The organism is uncultured Nocardioides sp. (assembly GCF_947489365.1).
Lineage (GTDB): Bacteria > Actinomycetota > Actinomycetes > Propionibacteriales > Nocardioidaceae > Nocardioides.
On record NZ_CANLDB010000001.1, the window covers coordinates 82658 to 107922 of the forward strand.

The following is a 25265-nucleotide window of genomic DNA, read 5'->3' on the forward strand; positions in this document are numbered from 1 at the left end:
GATCTCGTGGTGGGCAGGGACGCACACACGTTCAGATCAATCCTGAGGACGGATCTTGGCTGCGCGCACCAACGCCAACGGCACCCGCCGTATTTCTTTCGCGAAGATCACCGAGCCGCTGGAGATCCCCCAGCTCCTCTCGCTGCAGACAGACAGCTTCGACTGGCTCGTCGGCAACGAGAAGTGGGAGCTGGAGGTCGCCCGCCGCGAGGCTGCTGGGCAGGACGTCTCCCCGAAGTCCGGCCTGACGGAGATCTTCGAGGAGATCTCTCCGATCGAGGACTTCTCCGAGACGATGTCGCTCTCGTTCGAGAACCCGGTCTTCTACGACCCGAAGTACACGGTCGAGGAGTGCAAGGAGAAGGACTTCACCCACTCCGCGCCCCTCTACGTCTCCGCCGAGTTCACGAACAACGAGACCGGCGAGATCAAGGGCCAGACGGTCTTCATGGGCGACTTCCCGCTCATGACCGACAAGGGCACCTTCATCATCAACGGCACCGAGCGTGTCGTGGTCTCCCAGCTGGTCCGCAGCCCGGGTGTCTACTTCGAGCGCTCCGCCGACAAGACCTCCGACAAGGACGTCTACACCGCGAAGGTGATCCCCTCGCGCGGTGCGTGGCTCGAGTTCGAGGTCGACAAGCGTGACCTGGTCGGCGTCCGCCTCGACCGCAAGCGCAAGCAGAACGTCACCGTCCTCCTCAAGGCGCTCGGCTGGACCAACGAGCAGATCCGCGAGGAGTTCGGCGAGTACGAGTCGGTCATGCTCACCCTGGAGAAGGACAACACCGCCAACCAGGACGAGGCGCTGCTCGACATCTACCGCAAGCTGCGTCCGGGCGAGCCCCCGACGCGCGAGGCCGCGCAGACGCTGCTGAACAACTACTACTTCAACCCCAAGCGGTACGACCTCGCGAAGGTCGGTCGCTACAAGATCAACAAGAAGCTGGGGCTGGAGGAGGCGTTCGACACCCAGACGCTGACCGTGGACGACATCGTCGCCGCGATCAAGTACATCGTCGCGCTGCACGACGGCCGCGCCCAGCTCGAGCGCGGTGACGCCGGCACGCTCGACCTGTCGGCCGACGACATCGACCACTTCGGCAACCGCCGCATGCGCACGGTCGGCGAGCTGATCCAGAACCAGCTCCGCACCGGCCTCGCCCGCATGGAGCGGGTGGTCCGCGAGCGGATGACGACCCAGGACGTCGAGGCCATCACGCCTCAGTCGCTGATCAACATCCGCCCGGTGACCGCGGCGCTGAAGGAGTTCTTCGGCACCTCGCAGCTGAGCCAGTTCATGGACCAGACCAACCCGATCGCCGGGCTGACGCACAAGCGTCGTCTCTCGGCCCTCGGCCCCGGTGGTCTGTCCCGTGACCGCGCCGGCATGGAGGTCCGCGACGTCCACCACAGCCACTACGGCCGCATGTGCCCGATCGAGACCCCGGAGGGCCCGAACATCGGCCTGATCGGGTCGCTGGCCTCCTACGGCCGGATCAACCCGTTCGGGTTCGTCGAGACGCCGTACCGCAAGGTCGTCGAGGGCACCGTCACCGACCAGGTCGACTACCTGACCGCGGACGACGAGGACCGCTACGTCATCGCGCAGGCCAACGCGCCGCTCGACGACAGCAACCACTTCGTCGAGGAGCGGGTGCTGGTCCGCCAGAAGAACGGTGAGGTCGACGCGATCCTCGCGGACGAGGTCGACTACATGGACGTCTCGCCGCGCCAGATGGTGTCGGTCGCGACCGCCCTGATCCCGTTCCTCGAGCACGACGACGCGAACCGCGCGCTCATGGGCGCCAACATGCAGCGTCAGGCCGTGCCGCTGATCCGCAGCGACAGCCCGCTGGTCGGCACCGGCATCGAGTACCGCTCCGCGGTGGACGCCGGCGACGTCGTCGTCGCGGACAAGGCGGGTGTCGTCCAGGACGTCTCCGCCGACGCGGTCGAGACGATGAACGACGACGGCACGTACTCGACGTACCGGATGGCGAAGTTCCGCCGCTCGAACCAGGGCACCTGCATCAACCAGCGTCCGCTGGTGAGCACCGGTGACCGTCTCGAGGCCGGCTCGCCGATCGCGGACGGCCCGTGCACCGACGACGCCGAGATGGCGCTGGGCACCAACCTCCTCGTGGCCTTCATGCCCTGGCAGGGCCACAACTACGAGGACGCCATCATCCTGTCCCAGCGCCTGGTGCAGGAGGACGTGCTCACCTCGATCCACATCGAGGAGCACGAGGTCGACGCCCGCGACACCAAGCTCGGCCCGGAGGAGATCACCCGCGACATCCCGAACGTCGGCGAGGACATGCTCGCCGACCTCGACGAGCGCGGCATCATCCGGATCGGCGCGGAGGTCACCACCGGTGACGTGCTGGTCGGCAAGGTCACGCCGAAGGGCGAGACCGAGCTGACCCCCGAGGAGCGGCTGCTGCGCGCCATCTTCGGTGAGAAGGCCCGCGAGGTGCGCGACACCTCGATGAAGGTCCCCCACGGCGAGTCCGGCACCGTCATCGGCGTCCGTGTCTTCGACCGCGAGGAGGGCGACGAGTTGCCCCCGGGCGTCAACCAGCTGGTGCGCGTGTACGTCGCGCAGAAGCGGAAGATCTCCGTCGGCGACAAGCTCGCCGGTCGCCACGGCAACAAGGGCGTCATCGCGAAGATCCTGCCGATCGAGGACATGCCGTTCATGGAGGACGGCACCCCGGTCGACGTCGTGCTCAACCCGCTGGGCGTGCCGCGACGGATGAACATCGGCCAGATCCTCGAGCTGCACCTGGGCTGGCTGGCCAAGCAGGGCTGGGACCTCAACCTCTCCGGCGACCCCGACTCCTCGGAGTGGAAGCAGCGGCTCACCAAGATCGGTGTCGGCCAGGCCGACCCCGGCACGAAGGTCGCCACCCCGGTCTTCGACGGTGCCCGCGAGGACGAGATCACCGGTCTCCTCGGGTCCACGCTGCCCAACCGCGACGGCGTGCGCATGATCGCCGAGGACGGCAAGGCCGACCTGTTCGACGGCCGCTCCGGGGAGCCCTTCCCCGAGCCGGTTGCGGTCGGCTACATGTACATCCTGAAGCTGCACCACCTGGTCGACGACAAGATCCACGCCCGCAGCACCGGCCCGTACTCGATGATCACGCAGCAGCCGCTGGGTGGTAAGGCGCAGTTCGGTGGCCAGCGCTTCGGCGAGATGGAGGTCTGGGCGATGGAGGCGTACGGCGCCGCCTACGCCCTCCAGGAGCTCCTGACGATCAAGTCGGACGACGTCCCGGGCCGCGTGAAGGTCTACGAGGCGATCGTCAAGGGTGAGAACATCCCCGACTCCGGCATCCCGGAGTCGTTCAAGGTGCTCATCAAGGAGATGCAGTCGCTGTCGCTGAACGTCGAGGTGCTCAGCCAGGACGGGTCGCGCATCGAGCTCCGTGACGCGGAGGAGGACGTCTTCCGCGCCGCCGAGGAGCTCGGCATCGACCTGTCCCGCCGCGAGCCCAGCTCGGTCGAAGAGGTGTGACCGGGTCCGGCGCGCACCCCCGCGGTGCGCGCCGGCCCGGCCCCACTTCCCGCTACACCACTTATCTAAGAACGACGAAGGGTTGCAGCCATCGTGCTCGACGTGAACTTCTTCGACCAGCTGAAGATCGGCCTGGCCACCGCGGACGACATCCGTACGTGGAGCCACGGCGAGGTCAAGAAGCCGGAGACGATCAACTACCGCACGCTCAAGCCCGAGCGTGACGGCCTCTTCTGCGAGAAGATCTTCGGTCCCACCCGGGACTGGGAGTGCTACTGCGGCAAGTACAAGCGCGTGCGCTTCAAGGGCATCATCTGCGAGCGCTGCGGCGTCGAGGTGACCCGCAGCAAGGTCCGCCGCGAGCGGATGGGCCACATCGAGCTCGCCGCTCCCGTGACCCACATCTGGTACTTCAAGGGCGTCCCGAGCCGGCTGGGCTACCTGCTGGACCTGGCCCCGAAGGACCTCGAGAAGGTCATCTACTTCGCGGCGTACATGATCACGTCCGTCGACGAGGACGCGCGCCACAGCGACCTGTCCTCGCTCGAGGGCAAGGTCGCCCAGCAGCGCGAGCTGCTGGAGAAGCGTCGGGACTCCGGCCTCGAGGACCGCACCAAGAAGCTCGAGGAGGACCTCGCGCAGCTCGAGGCCGAGGGCGCGAAGGCCGACCAGCGCCGCAAGGTCCGCGACGGCGCCGAGCGTGAGCTCAAGCAGATGCGCGACCGCGCGCAGCGCGAGATCGACCGTCTCGACGAGGTGTGGGACACCTTCAAGAGCCTCAAGGTCCAGGACCTCATGGGCGACGAGATGCTCTACCGCGAGATGAAGCAGTGGTTCGGCAAGTACTTCGAGGGCCACATGGGCGCGACCGCGATCCAGAAGCGCCTCCAGGACTTCGACGTCGACGCCGAGGTCGAGAACCTGCGCGACACCATCGCCAACGGCAAGGGTCAGCGCAAGGTCCGCGCCCTCAAGCGCCTCAAGGTCGTCGACGCGTTCCGCAAGACCGGCAACCAGCCGATCGGCATGGTGCTCGACGCCGTCCCGGTCATCCCGCCGGACCTGCGTCCCATGGTGCAGCTGGACGGTGGCCGCTTCGCGACCTCCGACCTGAACGACCTGTACCGCCGCGTCATCAACCGGAACAACCGCCTCAAGCGGCTGCTCGACCTCGGTGCGCCCGAGATCATCGTCAACAACGAGAAGCGGATGCTGCAGGAGGCCGTCGACTCGCTGTTCGACAACGGCCGCCGCGGCCGTCCCGTCACCGGCCCGGGCAACCGGCCGCTGAAGTCGCTGTCCGACATGCTCAAGGGCAAGCAGGGTCGCTTCCGTCAGAACCTGCTCGGCAAGCGCGTCGACTACTCCGGCCGTTCCGTGATCGTCTCCGGTCCGCAGCTGAAGCTGCACCAGTGCGGTCTGCCGAAGCAGATGGCGCTCGAGCTGTTCAAGCCGTTCGTCATGAAGCGCCTCGTCGACCTGTCGCACGCGCAGAACATCAAGTCCGCCAAGCGGATGGTGGAGCGCGCGCGCCCGGTCGTGTGGGACGTGCTCGAGGAGGTCATCACCGAGCACCCGGTGCTGCTGAACCGTGCACCCACCCTGCACCGCCTCGGCATCCAGGCCTTCGAGCCGCAGCTGATCGAGGGCAAGGCCATCCAGATCCACCCGCTGGTCTGCCAGGCGTTCAACGCCGACTTCGACGGTGACCAGATGGCGGTGCACCTGCCGCTGTCCGCCGAGGCCCAGGCCGAGGCGCGGATCCTGATGCTGTCGACGAACAACATCCTGAAGCCGTCGGACGGCCGTCCGGTCACCATGCCCTCGCAGGACATGATCATCGGCCTGTTCTTCCTCACCACGGACCGCGACGACGAGCCCGGCTCCGGCCGCGCCTTCTCGTCGCAGGCCGAGGCGATCATGGCCTTCGACCGGGGCGAGATCTCGCTGCAGAGCACGGTCAAGATCCGGTTCGACGGCGACGTGCTGCCCCCGCTCGGGGCCGACGTCCCCGAGGGCTGGACCGAGGGGTCCCCGCTGACCCTCGAGACCACGCTGGGTCGCGCGATCTTCAACGACACCCTGCCCGCGGACTACCGCTTCGTGAACTACGAGGTCGACAAGAAGGCCCTGGGCCAGATCGTCAACGACCTCGCGGAGCGGTACACCAAGGTCGAGGTGGCGGCGTCCCTGGACGCGTTGAAGGACGCCGGCTTCTACTGGGCCACCCACTCCGGGGTCACCGTCTCGATCGAGGACGTCGTCACGCCCGAGGCGAAGGCCGGCATCCTCGAGGGCTACGAGGCCCAGGCGGCCAAGGTCCAGCAGCAGTTCGAGCGTGGTCTGGTCACCGACGACGAGCGTCGTCAGGAGCTCATCGACATCTGGACCCAGGCCTCGGCCGAGGTCGGGAAGGCGATGGAGGCCAACTTCGACCGCCGCAACCCGATCTACATGATGGTCGACTCGGGCGCCTCCGGAAACATGAACCAGATCCGCCAGGTGGCCGCCATGCGTGGCCTCGTGGCGAACCCCAAGGGCGAGATCATCCCGCGTCCGATCAAGTCCAACTTCCGCGAGGGCCTGACGGTGCTCGAGTACTTCATCGCCACCCACGGTGCGCGGAAGGGTCTGGCGGACACCGCGCTGCGGACCGCCGACTCGGGCTACCTGACCCGTCGTCTGGTCGACGTCTCGCAGGACGTCATCATCCGTGAGGACGACTGCGGCACCGAGCGTGGTCTGCCCAAGCGGATCGGTCAGCGTCTCGAGGACGGTCGCGTGGTCAAGGCGGACAACGCCGAGACCGCGGCGTACGCCCGCACCTCGGCCGTCGAGATCACCCACCCGGAGAGCGGGGAGGTGCTCGCCGGAGCCGGTGAGGACCTCGGCGACGTCAAGATCGCCGAGCTGGTTCAGGCCGGGATCGAGGAGGTCAAGGTCCGTTCGGTCCTGACCTGCGACGCCCGCACCGGTACCTGCGCGAAGTGCTACGGCCGCTCGCTGGCCACCGGCAAGCTCGTCGACATCGGCGAGGCCGTCGGCATCATCGCGGCCCAGTCGATCGGTGAGCCCGGCACGCAGCTGACGATGCGTACCTTCCACACCGGTGGTGTGGCCTCCGCGGACGACATCACGCAGGGTCTGCCCCGCGTGGTCGAGCTCTTCGAGGCCCGCTCGCCCAAGGGCCGCTCCCCGATCACCGAGGCCGCCGGCCGCGTGGAGATCGAGGACACCGACAAGACCCGCAAGCTCGTCATCACCCCCGACGACGGGTCCGAGGTGCAGGAGTTCCCGGTCAGCAAGCGCTCGCGCCTGCTGGTCGAGGACGGCCAGCACGTCGAGGTCGGCCAGATGCTCACCGTCGGTACGCCCGACCCGCAGGACGTCCTGCGGATCCTGGGTGTGCGCAAGGCGCAGGAGCACCTGGTGGACGAGGTCCAGAGCGTGTACCGCAGCCAGGGCGTGGCGATCCACGACAAGCACATCGAGATCATCGTGCGGCAGATGCTGCGCCGGGTCACGGTCATCGAGTCGGGGCAGACCAACCTGCTGCCCTCCGACCTGGTCGACCGGGTGCGCTTCGAGGAGGAGAACCGCCGCGTGGTCTCCGAGGGCGAGACGCCCGCCTCGGGTCGTCCGGTGCTCATGGGCATCACGAAGGCCTCGCTCGCGACCGAGTCGTGGCTCTCGGCGGCCTCCTTCCAGGAGACCACCCGGGTGCTCACGGACGCCGCGATCAACGGCCGCTCCGACAGCCTCCGTGGCCTGAAGGAGAACGTGATCATCGGCAAGCTGATCCCGGCCGGCACCGGCCTGGAGCGGTACCGCAACGTCCGTGTGGAGCCGACCGAGGAGGCCCGCGCCGCGGCGTACTCGGTCACCGGCTACGAGTCGTACGACTACGAGTTCGGCGGTGGCAACCAGGCCGTCGCGCTCGACGACTTCGACTTCGGTTCCTACCGGGGCTGAGCCCAGCACGACCCAGCACGACCAGACGACCCCCGTCGCCCGTCAGGGCGGCGGGGGTCGTCCGCGTCCGGGCCGTCGTGCGCGTCATCGGAGGTGATCGCTGTCTGTGAGCGACAGTGATCGCCTCCGTTGTCGTGTCTGGGTCTCGACGACGCGGACTCGCTGCGCTCGCCGGCTGCTCGTCCACCGGGGCGTCGTGGACGGGCTCTCGACAGCCAGGACGGGCGGTGGTGGGGTGTGCGCATGAGCGACGGGGAGCAGCAGGTGGCGGACGAGGTCGACGAGGAGGAGGTCCCGACCGACGAGGACGGCAACCAGCTCGCCCCCGACGGCGCGACCGTGGAGGAGGTCGAGGCCGACCGTGAGGAGCGGCTCGACCCCGACAACCGCCCCGACGGCGCCGAGATCGACAACACCGACCGGACCTTCAACGAGGAGACCGGCATGTTCGAGGACTCCGAGGGCGCCGACGACGCCGAGCCGGTCTACAGGACGGCCACCGAGGAGGAGTGAGGAGGGCCCGGCCCGGCCCGCTCGTCGCCGAATGGGCGCCGGTTGGGGGATTTGAGAGAATCGGGACGTGAGCGACGTGCTGCCCGAGACGACCGACGTGCTGGTCGTGGGCGCCGGCCCCGCGGGGTCGGCGGCCGCTGCCTGGGCGGCCCGTGCCGGCCTCGACGTGACCCTGACCGACGCGGCGACCTTCCCCCGCGACAAGACCTGCGGCGACGGGCTCACGCCCCGCGCGGTCGGTGAGCTCGAGGGCCTCGGGCTGGGGGACTGGCTGCGGGCGCGGGTCACCAGCAAGGGCCTGCGCGCCCACGGCTTCGGCCAGACGCTCCACCTGCCGTGGCCCGGCGGCACCCTCCCCGAGTGGGGCTCCGCGGTCCCGCGGACCGAGCTCGACGACCACCTGCGCACCACCGCCATCAAGGCCGGCGCCCGCGCCGTCGACGGCGTCCGCGCCCTCGACGTACGACGCGCCGGCGGCCTCGTCACGCACGTCGTGATGGACGACGGGGGCGAGACCCGCGAGGTGGCCTGCCGCCGCCTCGTCGTCGCGGACGGCGTCCGCTCTCCGCTCGGCAAGAAGCTGGGCCGCGAGTGGCACCGCGAGACCGTGTACGGCGTCGCCGGCCGCGCGTACGTCGACTCCACCCGCGCGGACGACGAGTGGATCTCGTCCCACCTCGAGCTGCGGGGCACCGAGGACGAGATCCTGTCCGGCTACGGCTGGATCTTCCCCCTCGGCGCCGCCTCCGGTCCCGACGGCACCGGCGAGGTCAACATCGGCGTCGGCACCCTCGCGACGGCGAAGCGGCCCGCCGAGGTCGCGCTGCGTCCCCTGATGCGGCACTACGCGGACCTGCGCCGCGAGGAGTTCGGTCTCGGCAACGAGCTGCGCGCCCCGACGTCGGCGCTGCTGCCCATGGGCGGCGCCGTGTCCGGGGTCGCCGGTGCCAACTGGGCACTGATCGGGGACGCCGCCGGGTGCGTGAACCCGCTCAACGGCGAGGGCATCGACTACGGGCTGGAGGGCGGTCGCATGGTCGCCGACCTCCTGGCCGACGACCCCTCCGGCGTCGCCGACCTCTCGCAGGCCTGGCCCGCGCTGCTGCGCGAGCACTACGGCGAGGCGTTCTCGATCGCGCGCCGGCTCGCCGGGCTCGTGACCGTGCCCCGCCTGCTCCCGGCCCTCGGCCCCGCCGGGATGCGCTCCGACCTGCTGATGACGCTGGCGCTGCGCTGGATGGGCAACCTCGTCACCGACGAGGACCGCGACCGCGCCGCCCGCGTGTGGCGCTGGGCCGGCCGCCGCTCGCTGGCGGTCGACGCCCGGCCGCCGTTCAGCTGATGGGCACCGGCCCGCGGCGAGGTCCGCGGGAGCCCGTCCACGACGGGGTGCTGCGGGCAGGCGACCTCGCCCTGCGCGCCTGGGGGGTCCACGTGCGGACCAGCGGGCTCGAGCACCTGCCGGTCGACGGCCCGGTGATCCTCGCCGCGAACCACGTCTCCTACCCCGACTTCGTGATGCTGCAGAAGGCCGTGCTGCCCACCGGCCGCCGGGTGCGGTTCCTCTGCCGGGCCGACATCTTCGACGTCCGCGTCGTGGGCGGCCTCATGCGCCGGATGCGACACGTCCCGGTCGACCGGGCCGCGCCCGCGGCGGCGTACCTCCAGGCGCGTCGCGCGCTGCTGGACGGCGAGACGATCGGGCTGTTCCCGGAGGCCGGCGTCTCGATGTCGTACACCGTCCGCCCGCTGATGCGGGGTGCGGCCGCGCTGGCGATCGAGACCGGCGCGCCGCTCGTCCCCGTGTCGACGTGGGGCGGCCAGCGGCTCTGGCGGGCCCACGCCGGCCCCGACGGCCGGCGCCCCCGGCCGGACCTCCACCGCGGGCACGTCGTCGACGTGGCCGTCGGACCGCCGCTGCGCCCGGAGCCGGGGGAGGACCCCACCGCGCTGACGATCCGCCTCGGCCGCCGTCTCGCCGAGGGCCTGGCCAGCCTGTGGGACCTGCCGGAGCACCGCACGCCGCCCGGTCCGCCCGTCCCCTGGCTGCCCGCCCACCTGGGCGGCTCCGCGCCGAGTGCCGCGGCGTCGCTGGGCCGGGAGAACGTCCCGTCGGCCGCCGTCGGTGTCGCCTGGGGCCCGGGGCACGACCCCCACCGCTGAGCGAAACGGCAGGTCAGGGCCCCTCCGCCCGGCGGGCCGTGGCGGCGATGTCACACAGGCGGAATTAAGGTCGAGGGATGGGCGGACTCCCGAGACGACAGCGCGTGGCGGCGTACGCCGTCGTGCTGCGCACGTCCGCCGAACCCGGTGGCGCCACGCCCACCACCAGCATCCTGCTGACGCGCCTCGCGCGACGGATCACCCCCGACGAGCTCTGGACCCTGCCCGGCGGCGGTCTCGACCACGGCGAGGACCCCCGCGACGCCGTACGCCGGGAGATCGTCGAGGAGACCGGCCTCGACGCCGAGGTGGGGGACCGGGCGCGGGTCTACTCCGCCCACCTGCCGCACGCGTGGCGCGACGGCCGCCGCGTCGACGCGCACGCCCTGCGGATCGTCTACGAGGGATGGGTCGCCCCGGACGCCCCGGCGCCGCGGGTGCTGGAGCGGGACGGCTCCACGATGGACGCCGCCTGGGTCCCGGTGACACGGGTGCTCGACGGCACCGTCCCGGTCGTGCCGATGGTGCTCGACGCCCTCGCCGACCACGGCCCCGCGCAGCGCCAGCGGGTCGCGGCGTACGCCGTCGTCGTGCGGGACGGCGCCGTCCTGCTGACCCGCAACTCCGTGCGCGGTCCCCACCCGGGCTCGTGGATGCTGCCCGGCGGCGGGATCGACCACGGGGAGGACCCCCGCGCGGCCGTCGTCCGCGAGGTCGGCGAGGAGACGGGCCTGACCTGCGAGGTCGGCGCGATCCTCGACGTCTCGTCGGTCCACTTCGAGGGCACCGCCCCGACAGGGCGGCAGGAGGACTTCCACGCCGTCCAGCTCGTCTACACCGCCACCGTCACCGGCAGCGCCGGCGACGGACGCGAGCCCCACCCGACCGAGGTCGGCGGCACCACGGACGCCGCCGCCTGGGTCGCGCTGGCCGACGTCGGCAGCGCGGCGTACCCGGTGCGTCCGCTGGTCAGCGCTGCCCTGAGGGCTGTCGGCGGCCGCGCGTAGTCTCGTGGTGTGAGCGAGACGGTCTTCACCTACGCGGCCCCCGCCCTGAAGTTCGGCCCCGGGGCCTCCGACGAGATCTCCCACGACCTCGGCACCTTCGGTGCGAAGCGGGTGCTGCTGGTCACCGACGCGGGCGTCGCCGCCACCGGCCACCCCGCGCGGATCGCCGACCAGGTCCGGGCGGCCGGCATCGAGGTCGTCGTCTACGACCGCGCCCGGGTCGAGCCCACGGACGGCTCCCTGGCCGAGGCGGTCGCCTTCGGGCGCGACGCCGGTCCGTTCGACGCGGTCGTGGCCGTCGGGGGTGGGTCCTCGATCGACACCGCGAAGGCCGTCAACCTGCTCACCACCAACCCCGGCGAGCTCATGGACTACGTCAACGCGCCCGTCGGTGGTGGCCGTGCGCCGACCGAGAAGCTGCTGCCGCTCGTCGCCGTCCCCACCACCACCGGGACGGGCTCGGAGTCGACCACCGTCTGCATCCTCGACGTCGTCGACCAGCACGTGAAGACCGGCATCAGCCACGTCGCGCTGCGGCCCACCCTCGCGGTCGTCGACCCCGCCCTGGCGATGACGCAGCCCGCGATGGTCACTGCGGCCTCGGGGATGGACATCCTGTCCCACGCGCTGGAGAGCCTCACCGCCCGCTGGTACGCCGACCTGCCGGCCAAGCAGGCCCACGAGCGCGTCCCCTACTGCGGCGCGAACCCCGTCGCCGAGATGTGGGCCGAGCGGTCCCTGTCGCTGCTGGCCACCTCCTTCCGCGAGGCCGTCCGCGACGGCGACGACGCCCACGCCCGCGAGCAGATGTCGATGGCGGCGACCTTCGCCGGCCTCGGGTTCGGCAACGCCGGCGTCCACATCCCGCACGCCAACGCCTACCCGATCGCCGGCCGAGTCGGGCCGTTCCGGCCCGAGGGCTACCCGGGTGCGGACGCCTCCGGGAAGGGGCTCGTGCCCCACGGCATGGCCGTCGCGATGACCGTGCCCGCCGCCTTCCGGTTCACCTTCGAGGTCGACCCGCAGCGCCACCTGCGCGCCGCGCGGCTGCTCGACCCGACCGGGGCGCACGGCTCCGACGCCGACGGGCCCGAGGCGCTCCCGGCCGTCGTCACCGCGCTGATGCGCGACGTGGGGATCCCGAGCGGGCTCGCCGAGATCGGCTTCGCCGACGCCGACGTGGAGCCGATCGTGGAGGGCACGCTCAAGCAGCAGCGCCTGCTCGCCACCTCGCCCCGCGAGACCACCCCCGAGGACCTGGCGGGGATCGTGCGCGACTCCCTGGAGAACTGGTGACCGCCACCCTGCCCGACCGGACCACCCGCGCGGCCGCGGCCGACACGTCCGACCTCCTCGCCGCGCTGCGCCGCGCCGGGGTCACCGACGTCGACGACTCGACGCTGACGAAGGCGCTGTACTCCACCGACGCCTCCCTCTACCGGGTCGTCCCGCAGGCCGTCGCCCGGCCGCGGACCACCGACGAGCTGCTCGCCGTCGCCGAGACCGCCCGGACGCTCGGGGTGCCGGTGACGATGCGCGGCGCGGGCACCTCGATCGCCGGCAACGCCGTCGGCCCCGGCCTCGTCGTCGACACCGCGAAGCACCTGAACCGGGTGCTCTCGGTCGACCCCGAGACGCGGTCGGCGGTCGTCGAGCCCGGCGCCGTCCACGCCACCCTGCAGCGCGCCGGCGCGCCGTACGGCCTGCGCTACGGGCCCGACCCGTCGACCCACACCCGCTGCACCATCGGCGGGATGATCGGCAACAACGCCTGCGGCTCCCGCGCCCTGGGCTACGGGCGCACCGTCGACACGGTCCGCTCGCTCACCGCCGTCCTCGGCACGGGCGAGGTCGTGACCGCCGGCGCGGACACCCCCGCCACGGGCGTCGCGGCGGACGCGCTGACCGCGCTCGTCGGCGGCGAGCTCGAGCACGTCCGGACCCACTTCGGCCGCTTCACGCGCCAGGTCTCCGGCTACTCCCTCGAGCACCTGCTGCCCGAGAAGGGGCGCCGCCTCGACAGGTTCCTCGTCGGCTCCGAGGGCACCCTCGGGCTCGTCACGCAGGCCGAGGTCGCCCTCGTCCGCGACCCCCCGGTGCGCACCCTGGTCGTGCTCGGCTACCCGTCGATGGCGGACGCCGCGGACGCCGTACCGGCGCTCCTGGCGCACCCGCTCGTGGCGTGCGAGGGCCTCGACGCCCGCATCGTCGACTGCGTGCGACGCGCCGGCAAGGCCGTGCCCGAGCTGCCGAAGGGCGCCGGGTGGCTGTTCGCCGAGGTCACCGGCGAGACCCCCGCCGAGACCGAGGCCCTCGCCGACGCGATCACGCTGACCGCCGGGGCGCTGGAGGCGCGGACGGTCCACGACGCCGGCGAGGCCGCCGCCCTGTGGCGCATCCGCGAGGACGGCGCCGGGCTGGCCGCCCGGTCGCTGAGCCGCCCCGCGCACTCGGGCTGGGAGGACGCCGCCGTCCCGCCGGAGCACCTCGGCGCCTGGCTGCGCGACTTCGACGCGCTGCTGAAGGACCACGACCTCGACGGGGTGCCCTACGGCCACTTCGGCGACGGCTGCGTGCACGTGCGCATCGACTTCACCTTCGACGAGCCCGGCCGCCGGACCTTCCGCTCGTTCCTGGAGGCCTCCGCCGACGCGCTCCGCGGCTACGGCGGCTCGCTGTCCGGCGAGCACGGCGACGGCCGCGCCCGCTCCGAGCTGCTCGGCCGCATGTACGACGCCGACTCGATGCGCCTCTTCGCCGCGGCGAAGGCGGTCTGCGACCCCGACAACCTCCTCAACCCCGGCGTGCTGGTCGACCCGGACCCCTTCGACGGCTCGCTGCGCCCGGGCCGCCCGCGCCACCGCGAGCCGCTCCCGCTGCTGCGGCTGACGCACGACGGCGGCTCGCTGGGCACCGCCGTGAACCGCTGCACCGGCGTCGGCAAGTGCGTCGCCGGCCCCACCCCCGGCACCGTGATGTGCCCGTCGTGGCAGGCCACGCGCGACGAGAAGGACTCCACCCGCGGCCGCTCCCGCGTGCTGCAGGAGGCCGTCGACGGCACCCTCGTCGACGGGCTCGCCGACCCGGCCGTCCACGACGCGCTGGACCTCTGCCTGTCCTGCAAGGGCTGCGCGCGCGACTGCCCCACCGGCGTCGACATGGCGACGTACAAGTCGGAGGCGCTGCACCAGACGTACGCCGGGCGGCGTCGTCCCCGCAGCCACTACACGCTCGGGCGGCTGCCGCTGTGGTCCCGCCTCGCCGCGCCGATGGCGCCGGTCGTGAACCGCGCCATGAAGGTCGGGCCGCTGGCCCGGCTGGCGAAGGCCACCGCGGGCATCGACCAGCGCCGCGACGTCCCGACGTTCGCGCCGCGGACGCTGCGCCGTACCGCTCCCCGGGCGGCGGCCGGTGCGTCGACGCCCGACGTGTGGGTCTGGGCGGACTCCTTCACCGACCACTTCCTCCCGCAGACCGCGCGGGCCGCGATCAGCGTCCTCGAGGGCGCGGGCCTCACGGTCCGCGTGATCGACGAGAAGGCCTGCTGCGGGCTCACCTGGATCACCACCGGCCAGCTCACCCAGGCGCAGAAGATCGTGGGGCGCACCGTCGCCACCCTCGCGCCGTACGCCGACTCGGGAGCGCCGATCCTCGGTCTCGAGCCGTCCTGCCTCGCCGCGATCCGGACCGATGCCGTCGAGCTCACCGACGACCCGGCCGCGCTGCGCGTGGCCGACGCGATGGTGACCTTCGCCGAGCTCGTCACCCGCCTCGACCTGCCGGTGCCGGACCTCTCCGGGGTCCGGGTGGTCGCGCAGCCGCACTGCCACCAGGCCAGCGTGCTCGGGTGGGCCGCCGACAAGGCGCTGCTCGAGAAGGCTGGCGCCGAGGTCACCGCCGTCGGCGGTTGCTGCGGCCTGGCCGGCAACTTCGGCGTCGAGCAGGGGCACTACGAGGTGTCGGTCGCGGTCGCGGAGACCCAGCTGCTCCCCGCCGTCCGTGAGGCGCGGGCCACCGACCCGGAGACCGTCGTCCTCGCCGACGGCATGTCGTGCCGCCTGCAGCTCGACGACCTCGCCGACGTCCCCGCGATCCACCTCGCGGAGCTCTGGCAGCGGTCGCTGCGCTGAGGGTCGCCGACTCGGCACGTCTGCGCAGCCCCAGGGCGTCGAGTCGGCACGTCTGCGCAGTCCCAGGACGTCGAGTCGGCACGTCTACGCAGGCCCAGGGCGTCGAGTCGGCACGTCTGCGCAATCCCAGGGAGTTTCGAGCCTCTCCGGGTACGCAGATGTGCCGACTCGAGTCTGTCTGGGTGCGCAGACGTGCCGACTCGAGCCTGTCCGGGTGCGCAGACGTGCCGACTCGGCGCCGGTCGGTAGGCTCGAGAAGTGAACCCCCGGCACCGCCGCCTGGTGATCCCGGTGGCCCTCGTGGCGCTGCTCGTGATCGTGCTGGTGGCGGCCCTGACCTGAGACCCACCGACCCGGACCCGCGAGGAGCGCCGTGCCGACCGTGCCGTTGACCGAGGCCCTGGCCGACGTCCGCGCGGACCTGCTCGACGCCGACGGTCTGCTGCGGGCGGTCGCGTCCGGGCGTCGCAAGGGCCTCGATGCGCCGCCGTGGCGCCGGGTCGAGCTGCGGTGGGTCGACCTCAAGGCCGGGCGGCGCCTGCAGGTGACGTCGTACGACGCCACGCAGGCGCACACCGCGAACCACGCCGTCGGCGACGAGGCCGAGCGGGCCGTGGCCGACCTGGTCGGGACGCCGTACGGGCACTGGAACCTCGAGACCGCGGTCCGCACCGTGCAGCTGCGGGTGACCAAGAGCGGCGAGGCCGCCGTCACCACGAAGCAGCGGGAGGCGGCGGTGACGCCGGACCGCAGCCACGACCGGTCGAAGTCCCGCCTGCTGCCGTACGACGACCCGGTGCTCGCCGCGCTCGGCATCACCGACGCCGAGGGGCGGGTCAAGCCCAGCCGCCAGGCCAAGCTGCGGCAGGTGGAGGAGTTCCTCCGCCTGCTCGACGCCACCCTCACCGAGGCCCTCGACGCAGGCCACCTGCGCACCCCGACCGAGGACGCGCCGCTGCGGGTCGCGGACCTGGGCTGCGGCAACGCCTACCTGACCTTCGCGGCGGAGCGGTACCTCAGCGCCGTCCGCGGGCTCCCCGTCGCGCTGACCGGGGTCGACGTGAAGCAGCAGTCCCACGAGCACAACACCGAGCTCGCCGGGCTGCTCGACGCGCGGGCGTCGTTCGCGGTCGGGACCATCGCCGGGGTGGAGCTCGACGAGCCCCCGGAGGTCGTCCTCGCGCTGCACGCCTGCGACACCGCCACCGACGAGGCCCTGGCCCGGGCGGTGACCTGGCAGTCGGCCGTCGTGCTCGCCGCGCCCTGCTGCCACCGCGACGTCGGTGCCCAGCTGCGGCGCGCGACGCCGCCGGCGCCGTACGGACAGCTGACCCGGCACGGGATCCTCCGCGAGCGCCTCGCCGACACGCTCACCGACGGCCTGCGTGCCTCCCTGCTGCGGGCGCTCGGGCACCGGGTGGACGTGGTGGAGTTCGTGGACCCGGCGTACACGCCCCGCAGCACGATGCTGCGCGCCGTCCGCACGGGCGTGGTCGACGACGCCGCCCGAGCCGAGCACGACGCACTGGCCGCCGACTGGGGCGTGCGGCCGCGGCTCGCCGAGCTGCTGGGGGTGCCCGGTGGTGGTTGAGCGGTGGCGCCTCGGGGCGCTCCTGGTCGCGATGGCCTGCTTCGTGCTCCCGTCGCTGGTGGGCCTCGGGGTCGAGGCGCGGGCCGACGACGAGCTCGAGGAGGGCTCCGAGCAGGCGGTGTCGTCGCGCGAGGAGTTCCGCTTCACCGACCCGCGCATCACGGAGTCGAGCGGGCTCGTGGTCGCCGACGGGTACTTCGTCACGACCAACGACTCCGGTGACGCGGGCCGGATCTACACCGTCGACCCGGCGACGGGCGACACCGTCGGGACCACGACGTACGCCGAGGAGGCGACCGACGTGGAGGCGCTCGCGCCCGCCGGCAACCGGGAGGTGTGGGTCGGCGACATCGGCGCCAACGCCGCCCCGCGCCGGACGGTCTCGGTGACGAAGGTGCCGTTCGGTCCGGACGACGAGACGGTCGACGTGCCGTCGTACGAGCTCGTCTACCCCGACGGCCGCTCCCGCGACGCCGAGTCGCTGCTGGTCGAGCCGGACACGGGGCGGCTGCTCGTGCTGACCAAGGAGGTCTTCGGCGGCGCGCTCTACCGCGCCCCCGTGGAGCTGTCCGAGGAGAGCCCCAACCGTCTCGAGCGCACCGGCGACCAGCGCCTCATCGGCATCGCGACCGACGCCGCCTTCTTCGACGACGGCGACCACCTGGTGGTGCGGGACTACTCCCGCGCCGTGTTCTACACCTGGCCCGACCTCGAGCAGATCGGTGAGGTCGTCCTGCCGGACCAGCCGCAGGGGGAGGCCATCGCCGTCGACGCCGACGACCGCGTCCACCTCAGCACCGAGGGCCAGGACTCGCCCGTGCTGTTCATCTCGCTGCCCGAGGAGCTCCGCGCGGCGCTGGACGCGCCGGTGCGGGGCAACGGCCCGACGATCGTCGAGACGCCGGAGGGCTTCGAGCCCCCCGAGGCGAACGACGAGCAGGGGCTCAGCCTCGGCCCCGGCCGCATCAACTGGCTGGTGGGCGGCCTGCTCGGCATCGGCGTCGTGGTCCTGCTCGTGCGGGCCCTGCGACCGCGCTGACCCCACCCCGTCGAGGTCCGCCCCGTCGAGGTCTGCCCGTTCGAGGTCTGCTCAGTCGTCGAGCACCATGAACAGCACCGACTCCTCGGAGTCGGGGAGCCACGGCGGGCGACCCCGGCCGATGGTGCGCCACCCGCCCCGCTCGTAGAGCCGGACCGCGGCGGTGTGGGCGGGGACGACGTCCAGCACCGGCAGGCGGCCCCGCTCGCGGATCCACGCCACGGCCGCGTCGAGCAGCGCACGGCCCACCCCCAGCCCGCGGAGGTCGGGGAGCACGAAGAACGACGACACCACCGCCAGACCGTCCCGGTCGCGGCCGGTCCCCTCGGTCCAGGTCCGGGCGAAGTCCTCGTCGGGCACGGACACGACCGCGACCTGGCCGACCACGACGTCGTCCACGACCGCCGAGAAGGCCGTCTCCTCGCCCGCCCGGACGACGAACTCCTCGGCCGGGAACGGCAGCGGCCAGCGGAAGGGGTAGCCCGACGTCCGCTGCTGCGCGGCGAGCACCTCGGCCAGGCGCGGGACGTCCCCGGGGACCCGGGGGCGGATGGTCGTGGTCACGTCGGTCGAGGGTAGTCACGGCAGCGCACTCGCGGCGGGCGCCGTTCCCGGGACTCCGGTGCGAGGGCGTCGGATCGGGGTCGGGGTCTCGACGACGCGGACTCGCTGCGCTCGTCTGCTGCTCGACCAGCGGGGGTCGCGAGCGCGCGTCGCACGGGGTGAGGACGTGCCGACTCGGCGGGCGGGGGGCTGGGTACCGTCGCGGCCGTGGTGCGACTGCGGAGGACCTCGCCGAGCCAGCCGGGCTGGACGCGGCTGAAGCACGGCGCGGGGTTCCGTTACCTCGACCAGCACGGCGAGCGCCTCCCCGACCCGGACGTCGAGCGGGTCAAGGCCCTCGTCATCCCGCCGGCCTGGCGGGACGTGTGGATCACCCCGCACGAGCACGGCCACCTGCAGGCGGTCGGCACGGACGACGCCGGGCGCAAGCAGTACCTCTACCACCCGCAGTGGCGGCTGCGGCGCGACGCCGCGAAGTTCCGGCGCATGGAGGAGTTCGGTGCAGCGCTGGCCTCGGCCCGCGAGGTCGTCGTCACCGACCTCGGGCGACGCGGGATGCCGCTCGAGCGGGCCTGCGCGGCCGCCGTACGGCTGCTGGACCTGGGGTACTTCCGCATCGGCAACGACGTGTACGCCGACTCCCACGGCAGCTTCGGCCTCACCACTCTGGAGCGGCGACACGTCCGGCGGCGCCAGGACCTGCTGGTCTTCACGTTCACCGGCAAGTCCGGCGTCGACCACCGCATCGAGATCGACGACGCCCTGGTGATCGGGGCGGTCGACGCGATGCGCCGCCGCCGCAGCGTCGAGGACCCGCGGCTGCTGGCCTACAAGCGGGACAGGTCCTGGCGCTCGATCCTCCCCGAGCTCGTCAACGACTACGTCCGCAGCACCACCGGCCTGGACGGCACCGCGAAGGACTTCCGGACCTGGCACGCCACCGTGCTCGCCGCGGCCGCCCTCGCCGAGACCGAGGAGCCCGGCGAGACCCAGGCGTCGCGGAAGCGGGCGGTGTCGGGGGCGATGAAGGAGGTCGCGGCCTTCCTCGGCAACACCCCGACCATGGCCCGCAGCTCGTACGTCGACCCGAGGGTCGTGGCGGCGTACGAGGAGGGGCGCACCATCGCGGAGGCCACCGCGGCGAGCTACGACACCGTCGACGAGCGCCAGCTCGCCCTGGAGCGGGCGACGCTCGCGCTGCTGCGGGACGAGGACGCATGAGGCTCACCGTCGTCCGCGGCGACATCACGGCTCAGGAGGTCGACGCGGTCGTCAACGCCGCCAACACCCGGATGCGGGGCGGGGGAGGGGTCGACGGTGCGATCCACGCCGCCGGTGGTCCGGCGGTCCTCGAGGACTGCCGACGTCGCTTCCCCGACGGCCTCGCGGTGGGCGACGCCGGCTGGACCACCGCCGGTGACATGGCGGCGACCTGGGTGATCCACGTCGTCGGGCCAAACCACCGCGCCGGTCAGAGGGACCGCTCGCTGCTCACGTCCTGCTACGCCCGCGCCCTGGCCGTCGCCGACGAGCTCGGCGCCCGCACCGTCGCGTTCCCGCTCGTCAGCGCCGGGATCTACGGCTGGCCGCTGGACGACGCCGCGGCCGCCGCCGTGGGGACGCTCCGCGCCGCGAGCACCGCGGTCGAGAAGGCCACCCTCGTCGCGTACGACGCCTCCGCCGAGCGATCACTGCGCGCGGCCCTCGCTGCCACCCCCGGCGGGGAATAGACCTGGCTCCCGCGAGGTTCGGTGACATGTCAACACATCGAACCTCTCGAAGGAGCGTCATCACATGACCTCGCTGTTCGACCCGATCACGCTGGGCGCCTGGCAGCTCCCGAACCGGCTCGTCATGGCCCCGCTGACGCGCAACCGCTCCCGCGGCACCGTTCCCGGTGACCTCGCGGTCGAGTACTACGCCCAGCGCGCCACCGCCGGCCTCATCACCACCGAGGGCAGCCAGCCCAGCGCCCGCGGCCAGGGCTACCTCGACACCCCCGGCTTCCACTCCGACGAGCAGCTCGCGGGCTGGCGCCGCGTCGCCGACGCCGTGCACGCGGAGGACGGGCGCATCGTCGCCCAGCTGATGCACGCCGGTCGCATCGCGCACCCCGACAACACCGGCGGCCAGGAGATCATCGCGCCGAGCCCGCTCGCCGCGCCCGGTGAGATGGTCACCGCCGACGGCCAGAAGCCGCACCCCGAGCCGCGTGAGCTGCGCGCCGACGAGATGGACGCCGTCGTCGCCGAGTTCGTCACCGCCGCCCGCAACGCCGTGGACGCCGGTCTCGACGGCGTCGAGGTCCACTCGGCCAACGGCTACCTGCTCCACCAGTTCCTCGCTCCCGGCGCGAACCACCGCACCGACGAGTGGGGCGGCTCCCCGGAGAACCGTGCCCGACTCTCGATCGAGGTGACCCGCGCGGTCGCCGCCGAGATCGGCGCCGACCGCGTCGGCATCCGCATCTCGCCGGCCCACAACATCCAGGGCTGCACCGAGGAGGACCCGGCCGACGTCGAGGCGACGTACACCGCGCTCGTCTCGGGCATCGCCGACCTCGGGCTGGCTTACCTCAGCATCCTCGGCGACCCGCGCTCCGAGCTGTTCGCGCAGCTGCGTCGCGACTTCGGTGGCCCGGTGCTGGCGAACGACGGCTTCAGCACCGTCACCAGCAAGGACGACGCCCAGAAGATCCTGGACGACGACCTCGCCGACGCGGTCGTCGTCGGTCGTCCGTTCCTGGCCAACCCGGACCTCGTGAAGCGCTGGGAGATCGACGCCCCGCTGAACGAGCCCAACCCGGACACGTTCTACGGCGGCGGCGCCGAGGGGTACACGGACTACCCGTTCCTCGACGACGCCTCCTGACCCGGGGTCGACCGGAGCCTGGGGGGGAGCTGGTCGACATCCGAGGGCCTCGCGCCCCGATCGCTCACGCGGTCGGGGCGCGAGTTGCGTCCGGGGCGGTGTGCGTCCACCGGTGGTCGAGGTGTGCGTCCACCGGTGGTCGAGGTGTGAGGCCGACCGCGGCCGAGCCTCGAGACCCGGTGAGAGGTCGGCGGTCGTCGTGCGGGGTCTCGTGGCTCCTCGCCGGGGCTCGGAGCACCTCGACCTCCGGTGGTCGAGAGGCGAGGGTCTACAGCGCCGCGACCACGTGGTCGACGCAGGCGAGCAGCGCGCGGACGTCGTCCGGCTCGACCGCGGGGAACGTCGCGATGCGGAGCTGGTTGCGGTGCAGGCCGCGGTAGCCGTCGACGTCCACGACACCGTGACGGCGCAGCACCGCGGTGACGTCGGCGACCGCGACGGCGTCGTCGAGGTCGACGGTCGTGACCACCTGCGAGCGCAGGGCGGGGTCGGTCACGAACGCGGTCGCGTACGACGACGCCTCGGCCCAGGCGTGGACGATCCCCGACGACTCCGCCGTGCGCGCGACCATCGCGTCGAGGCCGCCGGCGGCGTTCATCGCGTCGAGCTGGTGGGCGAGCAGGAACAGCGTCGCGACCGCGGGGGTGTTGAGCGTCTGGTCCTTCGCGCTGTTCGCGATCGCCGCGGACAGGTCGAGGAACGCCGGCACGTAGCGGTCGGAGGCGGTGATCTCCGCCGCGCGCTCGAGGGCAGCGGGGGAGAGGACCGCGATCCACAGCCCGCCGTCCGAGGCGAACGACTTCTGCGGGGCGAAGTAGTAGGCGTCGACCTCACGCAGGTCGACGGGCAGGCCGCCGGCGCCGGACGTCGCGTCGACCAGCACCAGGGCGTCGTCGCCGATCCCGTCGGGGCGTCGTACGGGCAGCATCACGCCGGTCGAGGTCTCGTTGTGGGGCCAGCAGTACGCGTCGACGCCGTCCTCGGCCACCGGGGTGGAGGCCGACCCGGGGTCCGCCGGCCGCAGCGACGGCTCGGCCAGCCACGGGGCGGCGTGCACCGCGCCGGCGAACTTCGAGGAGAACTCCCCGTGCACGAGGTGCTGGCTGCGCTCCCGCACGAGGCCGAACGCCGCGACCTCCCAGAACGCCGTCGACCCGCCGTTGCCGAGCACCACCCGGTGACCGTCGGGGACGTCGAACAGCGCCTCGAGGCCCTCGACGACCCGGTGGACCAGCCCACGGACGGGGGCCTGCCGGTGGGAGGTGCCCATCAGCGAGGTGCCGGTCGCGGCGAGCGCCTCGAGGGCGCCGGCGGGGATCTTGGACGGTCCCGACCCGAAGCGCCCGTCGGACGGCAGCATCCCGGCCGGGATCTGGACCTGGACGGCGGCGTCGGGACCCTGGCTCACGCCCCCATCCTCCCAGGCGGCACGATGGAGCCGTGCTGGACATCCGACGGGTGACGTACGACCACCCCGACGTCGCGAGGCTGGTCGACGAGGTGCAGCAGGAGTACGTCCGCCGCTACGGCGGGCCGGACGCCGTCCCCCTCGACGAGACGATGTTCGTCGACGGCCTGGGCGGCTTCTTCGTGGGCTACGAGACCGCGCCCGACGGTGACGACGTCGCCGTCGCGATGGGCGGGTGGCGGGTCCGCGCCGAGGTCGTCCGGCTCGGTGCACGGAACGCCGCCGAGCTGAAGCGCATGTACGTCGCGCCCGCCGGCCGCGGTCGCGGCCACGCCCGCGCGATCCTCGCCCACGTGGAGGCCGACGCCGCCGCGAACGGCCACGACGTGCTCGTGCTGGAGACCGGGACGGCGCAGCCGGAGGCGATCGCGCTCTACCTCGCCTCCGGCTACGAGCCGGTCGCCCCGTACGGCTACTACGCCGACGAGCCCGACTGCCGCTGCTTCGCGCGGCGCCTGCGTCCCGCCGGCTGAGGCCCGGGCCCTCAGCTGACGTCGCGCCGGGCGACGACGGCGAGCGTCACCGCGGGCAGCGCGACGACGTAGACCAGCACGGTCACGAGGGCCACCGGCCCGGACAGGGTGTCGAGCACGCCGGGCGCGCCGCCCACCCCGCCGAGGGAGCCGACCAGCGACCCGGCCGCCGTGCCGGGCATGACCTCGGTGAGGGTCGCGACCTCCTCCAGCAGGGCGCCGACGCCGCGCAGCAGATTCTCCACGACGAGCGCCCACACCAGGCCGAGGCCGACCGACAGCGAGGTGCCGCGCGTGACGGTGCCGAGGGCGAACCCGAGCAGCGCCCACATGCCCATCACGGCCAGCCCGGTCCCCACCGCGGCGGCGAGGTCGCCGAGCGCCGGCCACGTCACGGCCTGGGACTCCAGCGCGGCCACCCCGAGCGACGCGGCGACGCCCACGGCGAGCGAGGCCGCGACGGCGGCGACCACCAGCACCGCGAGGGCGAGCAACGAGCCGCCCGCGACCGTCGTACGACGCACGCCGGAGGTGTACGCCGTCTTCCACGTGCCCCAGCCGTAGCCGCTGCCCGCGACCATCGCGCCGAGCACGAGCATCAGGGCGCCGCCGAACATCGGCATCCCCTGCACCAGGACCGATGGGACGGACGCCGGCAGGATCCCGGCCAGCAGCTCCCGGGCCGGGACGCCCTGGGCGGGTCCGAAGCCGTCGCCGGTGGTGTAGGCGAGGTAGTCGAAGACGTAGCCGAACAGCACCGACAGCAGCAGCCAGGCGCCGATCGTGACCCAGACCGCCGGCCAGCGGCGGAGCCGGAACAGCTCCGCGCGGGTGGCCCGGATCATGCCGGGAGTGCTGGTCCGCAGGGTGGCGGGGCCGGTCGTGCTCGTCGTCGCGCTCATGCCGCGACCTCCGTCCGGGGTGTGGTCATCTCGAAGAACACCTGCTCGAGGCTGCGCTCGACGTGCCGCACCTGGTGGACCTCCACGTCCGCCTCGACGAGCGCGCGGACCAGCGCCGGACCGCGCGCGGCCGGCAGGTCCACCTCCAGCACGGCGGGGCCCGAGGCGTCGGAGGTGTCAGGGACGTCGGGGGCGTCGGGGGCGAGGCGGACGCCGTCGTCCCCGGCGAGCCGCATGGCGACCGCCAGCGCGGCGTCGGTGGGGGTGGCCGTGACCCGCAGGACGGCGCGGCCGCGGAGCTCGTGGACCGCCCCCTCCCGCAGGAGCCGCCCGTCGGCGACGACACCGACGCGGTCGCAGATCTCCTGCACCTCGCCGAGCATGTGGCTGGACAGCAGGACGGTGCGACCCTCGGCGGCGAGCCCGACGAGCAGGCTCCGCATGTCGGCCATGCCCGCCGGGTCGAGGCCGTTGGTGGGCTCGTCGAGGACGACGAGCTCCGGGTCGCCGAGGAGCGCGGCGGCGACGCCGAGGCGCTGCTTCATGCCCAGCGAGTAGGCGCGGAACCGGTCCCGGGCGCGGTCGGCGAGTTCGACCCGCTCGAGCACGCCGGTGACGTCGGAGTCCGGGAGCCCGCGCAGCCGGGCCAGGGACCGGAGGTTGTCCCGACCGGAGAGGTACGGGTGGAAGCCGGGTCCCTCGATGAGGGCCCCGGCGCGGGCGGTGGCCGCCGGCGACCCGGCGGGGCGGCCGAGGACGGTGGCGGTGCCGGAGGTGGGCCGCACGAGCCCCAGGACCATGCGCAGCGTCGTGGTCTTGCCGGCACCGTTGGGCCCGAGGAAGCCGTAGATCTCCCCGCGCCGCACGGTCAGGGTGACGGCGTCGACGGCCGTGCGGTCGCCGTACGTCTTGGTCAGGGCGCGGGTCTCGACGGCGAGGTCCGCGCGGGGCGGTGCGTCGGTGCGGGGTGTGTCGGGGTGGTGGGTCATGGCTCCACCGTGCGTCGCCGAGGCCCCGCGGGGCGTCCGCCCGGGGGAGTGGGTGGTCCG

General features: G+C 72.9%; 18 protein-coding genes. 14 read left to right on the forward strand and 4 right to left on the reverse strand.

Annotated elements, in window-relative coordinates; translation table 11 throughout:
• The first annotated feature begins 55 nt into the window (after positions 1–55).
• From rpoB to Q0858_RS00460, 10 genes are all read left to right on the forward strand, one after another.
• Positions 56–3523, forward strand: coding sequence for a DNA-directed RNA polymerase subunit beta (gene rpoB, locus Q0858_RS00415; protein WP_299049876.1), 3468 nt, complete (start codon positions 56–58; stop codon positions 3521–3523).
• Between the two features lie 93 nt (positions 3524–3616).
• Positions 3617–7495 carry a DNA-directed RNA polymerase subunit beta' gene (locus Q0858_RS00420; RefSeq protein WP_299049879.1) on the forward strand — a complete coding sequence of 1293 codons (3879 nt, stop codon included), beginning with the start codon at positions 3617–3619 and terminating at the stop codon, positions 7493–7495.
• A gap of 243 nt (positions 7496–7738) precedes the next feature.
• On the forward strand, positions 7739–8008 hold the full coding sequence (locus Q0858_RS00425; protein WP_299049881.1) for a hypothetical protein: 270 nt from the start codon (positions 7739–7741) through the stop codon (positions 8006–8008).
• Positions 8009–8075: 67 nt separating this feature from the next.
• Positions 8076–9350, forward strand: coding sequence for a geranylgeranyl reductase family protein (locus Q0858_RS00430; RefSeq protein ID WP_299049883.1), 1275 nt, complete (start codon positions 8076–8078; stop codon positions 9348–9350).
• Positions 9350–10171, forward strand: a complete 822-nt coding sequence (locus Q0858_RS00435; RefSeq protein WP_299049886.1) for a lysophospholipid acyltransferase family protein — start codon at positions 9350–9352, stop codon at positions 10169–10171. Before Q0858_RS00430 ends, Q0858_RS00435 begins: the two co-directional genes overlap by 1 nt.
• Positions 10172–10248: 77 nt before the next feature.
• Complete coding sequence (locus tag Q0858_RS00440; RefSeq protein WP_299049888.1) at positions 10249–11178, forward strand: NUDIX domain-containing protein; 930 nt, start codon at positions 10249–10251, stop codon at positions 11176–11178.
• Positions 11179–11187: 9 nt separating this feature from the next.
• Positions 11188–12474, forward strand: a complete 1287-nt coding sequence (locus tag Q0858_RS00445) for a hydroxyacid-oxoacid transhydrogenase (RefSeq protein WP_299049891.1) — start codon at positions 11188–11190, stop codon at positions 12472–12474.
• Positions 12471–15308 (forward strand): FAD-binding and (Fe-S)-binding domain-containing protein, encoded by a 2838-nt coding sequence (locus Q0858_RS00450; RefSeq protein WP_299049893.1) that lies wholly within the window; start codon positions 12471–12473, stop codon positions 15306–15308. Before Q0858_RS00445 ends, Q0858_RS00450 begins: the two co-directional genes overlap by 4 nt.
• 373 nt (positions 15309–15681) lie before the next feature.
• Positions 15682–16899, forward strand: coding sequence for an SAM-dependent methyltransferase (locus Q0858_RS00455; protein WP_299049895.1), 1218 nt, complete (start codon positions 15682–15684; stop codon positions 16897–16899).
• Entirely contained in the window at positions 16889–17938 is a 1050-nt protein-coding gene (locus Q0858_RS00460; protein WP_299049897.1) for a hypothetical protein, read from the forward strand. The genes Q0858_RS00455 and Q0858_RS00460 overlap by 11 nt, the downstream gene beginning before the upstream one ends.
• Positions 17939–17989: 51 nt before the next feature.
• Here Q0858_RS00460 and Q0858_RS00465 read toward each other — a convergent pair whose 3' ends face one another.
• A complete protein-coding gene (locus Q0858_RS00465; RefSeq protein ID WP_299049899.1) occupies positions 17990–18502 on the reverse strand; it encodes a GNAT family N-acetyltransferase in 513 nt (170 codons plus the stop codon).
• 207 nt (positions 18503–18709) lie between these two features.
• Between Q0858_RS00465 and Q0858_RS00470 the strand changes: the two genes are divergently transcribed.
• From Q0858_RS00470 to Q0858_RS00480, 3 genes are all read left to right on the forward strand, one after another.
• Positions 18710–19723: a DNA topoisomerase IB gene (locus Q0858_RS00470; protein WP_299049902.1), complete on the forward strand. Its 1014-nt coding sequence runs from the start codon at positions 18710–18712 to the stop codon at positions 19721–19723.
• Positions 19720–20232 carry an O-acetyl-ADP-ribose deacetylase gene (locus Q0858_RS00475; protein ID WP_299049904.1) on the forward strand — a complete coding sequence of 171 codons (513 nt, stop codon included), beginning with the start codon at positions 19720–19722 and terminating at the stop codon, positions 20230–20232. The genes Q0858_RS00470 and Q0858_RS00475 overlap by 4 nt, the downstream gene beginning before the upstream one ends.
• Before the next feature lie 64 nt (positions 20233–20296).
• The gene (locus tag Q0858_RS00480; RefSeq protein WP_299049906.1) at positions 20297–21373 is read left to right on the forward strand and encodes an alkene reductase; all 1077 of its coding nucleotides are present in this window, start codon (positions 20297–20299) and stop codon (positions 21371–21373) included.
• A gap of 268 nt (positions 21374–21641) precedes the next feature.
• On the opposite strand, the gene serC is transcribed toward Q0858_RS00480, so the two are convergent.
• Positions 21642–22733, reverse strand: coding sequence for a phosphoserine transaminase (gene serC, locus Q0858_RS00485; protein ID WP_299051710.1), 1092 nt, complete (start codon positions 22731–22733; stop codon positions 21642–21644).
• A gap of 80 nt (positions 22734–22813) precedes the next feature.
• On the opposite strand from serC, the gene Q0858_RS00490 reads away from it, so the two are divergent.
• Positions 22814–23314, forward strand: a complete 501-nt coding sequence (locus Q0858_RS00490) for a GNAT family N-acetyltransferase (protein WP_299049908.1) — start codon at positions 22814–22816, stop codon at positions 23312–23314.
• A gap of 11 nt (positions 23315–23325) precedes the next feature.
• Here Q0858_RS00490 and Q0858_RS00495 read toward each other — a convergent pair whose 3' ends face one another.
• Positions 23326–24216, reverse strand: a complete 891-nt coding sequence (locus tag Q0858_RS00495; RefSeq protein WP_299049910.1) for an ABC transporter permease — start codon at positions 24214–24216, stop codon at positions 23326–23328.
• On the reverse strand, positions 24213–25205 hold the full coding sequence (locus Q0858_RS00500; RefSeq protein ID WP_299049912.1) for an ATP-binding cassette domain-containing protein: 993 nt from the start codon (positions 25203–25205) through the stop codon (positions 24213–24215). Before Q0858_RS00500 ends, Q0858_RS00495 begins: the two co-directional genes overlap by 4 nt.
• Positions 25206–25265: the final 60 nt, after the last annotated feature.

Coding starts and splice junctions, on each gene's coding strand:
- Q0858_RS00475 (WP_299049904.1), top strand. CDS start 19,720: ATGAGGCTCACCGTCGTCCGCGGCGACATCACGGCTCAGGAGGTCGAC.
- serC (WP_299051710.1), bottom strand. CDS start 22,733: ATGCTGCCGTCCGACGGGCGCTTCGGGTCGGGACCGTCCAAGATCCCC.
- Q0858_RS00435 (WP_299049886.1), top strand. CDS start 9,350: ATGGGCACCGGCCCGCGGCGAGGTCCGCGGGAGCCCGTCCACGACGGG.
- Q0858_RS00425 (WP_299049881.1), top strand. CDS start 7,739: ATGAGCGACGGGGAGCAGCAGGTGGCGGACGAGGTCGACGAGGAGGAG.
- Q0858_RS00495 (WP_299049910.1), bottom strand. CDS start 24,216: ATGAGCGCGACGACGAGCACGACCGGCCCCGCCACCCTGCGGACCAGC.
- Q0858_RS00480 (WP_299049906.1), top strand. CDS start 20,297: ATGACCTCGCTGTTCGACCCGATCACGCTGGGCGCCTGGCAGCTCCCG.
- Q0858_RS00440 (WP_299049888.1), top strand. CDS start 10,249: ATGGGCGGACTCCCGAGACGACAGCGCGTGGCGGCGTACGCCGTCGTG.
- Q0858_RS00500 (WP_299049912.1), bottom strand. CDS start 25,205: ATGACCCACCACCCCGACACACCCCGCACCGACGCACCGCCCCGCGCG.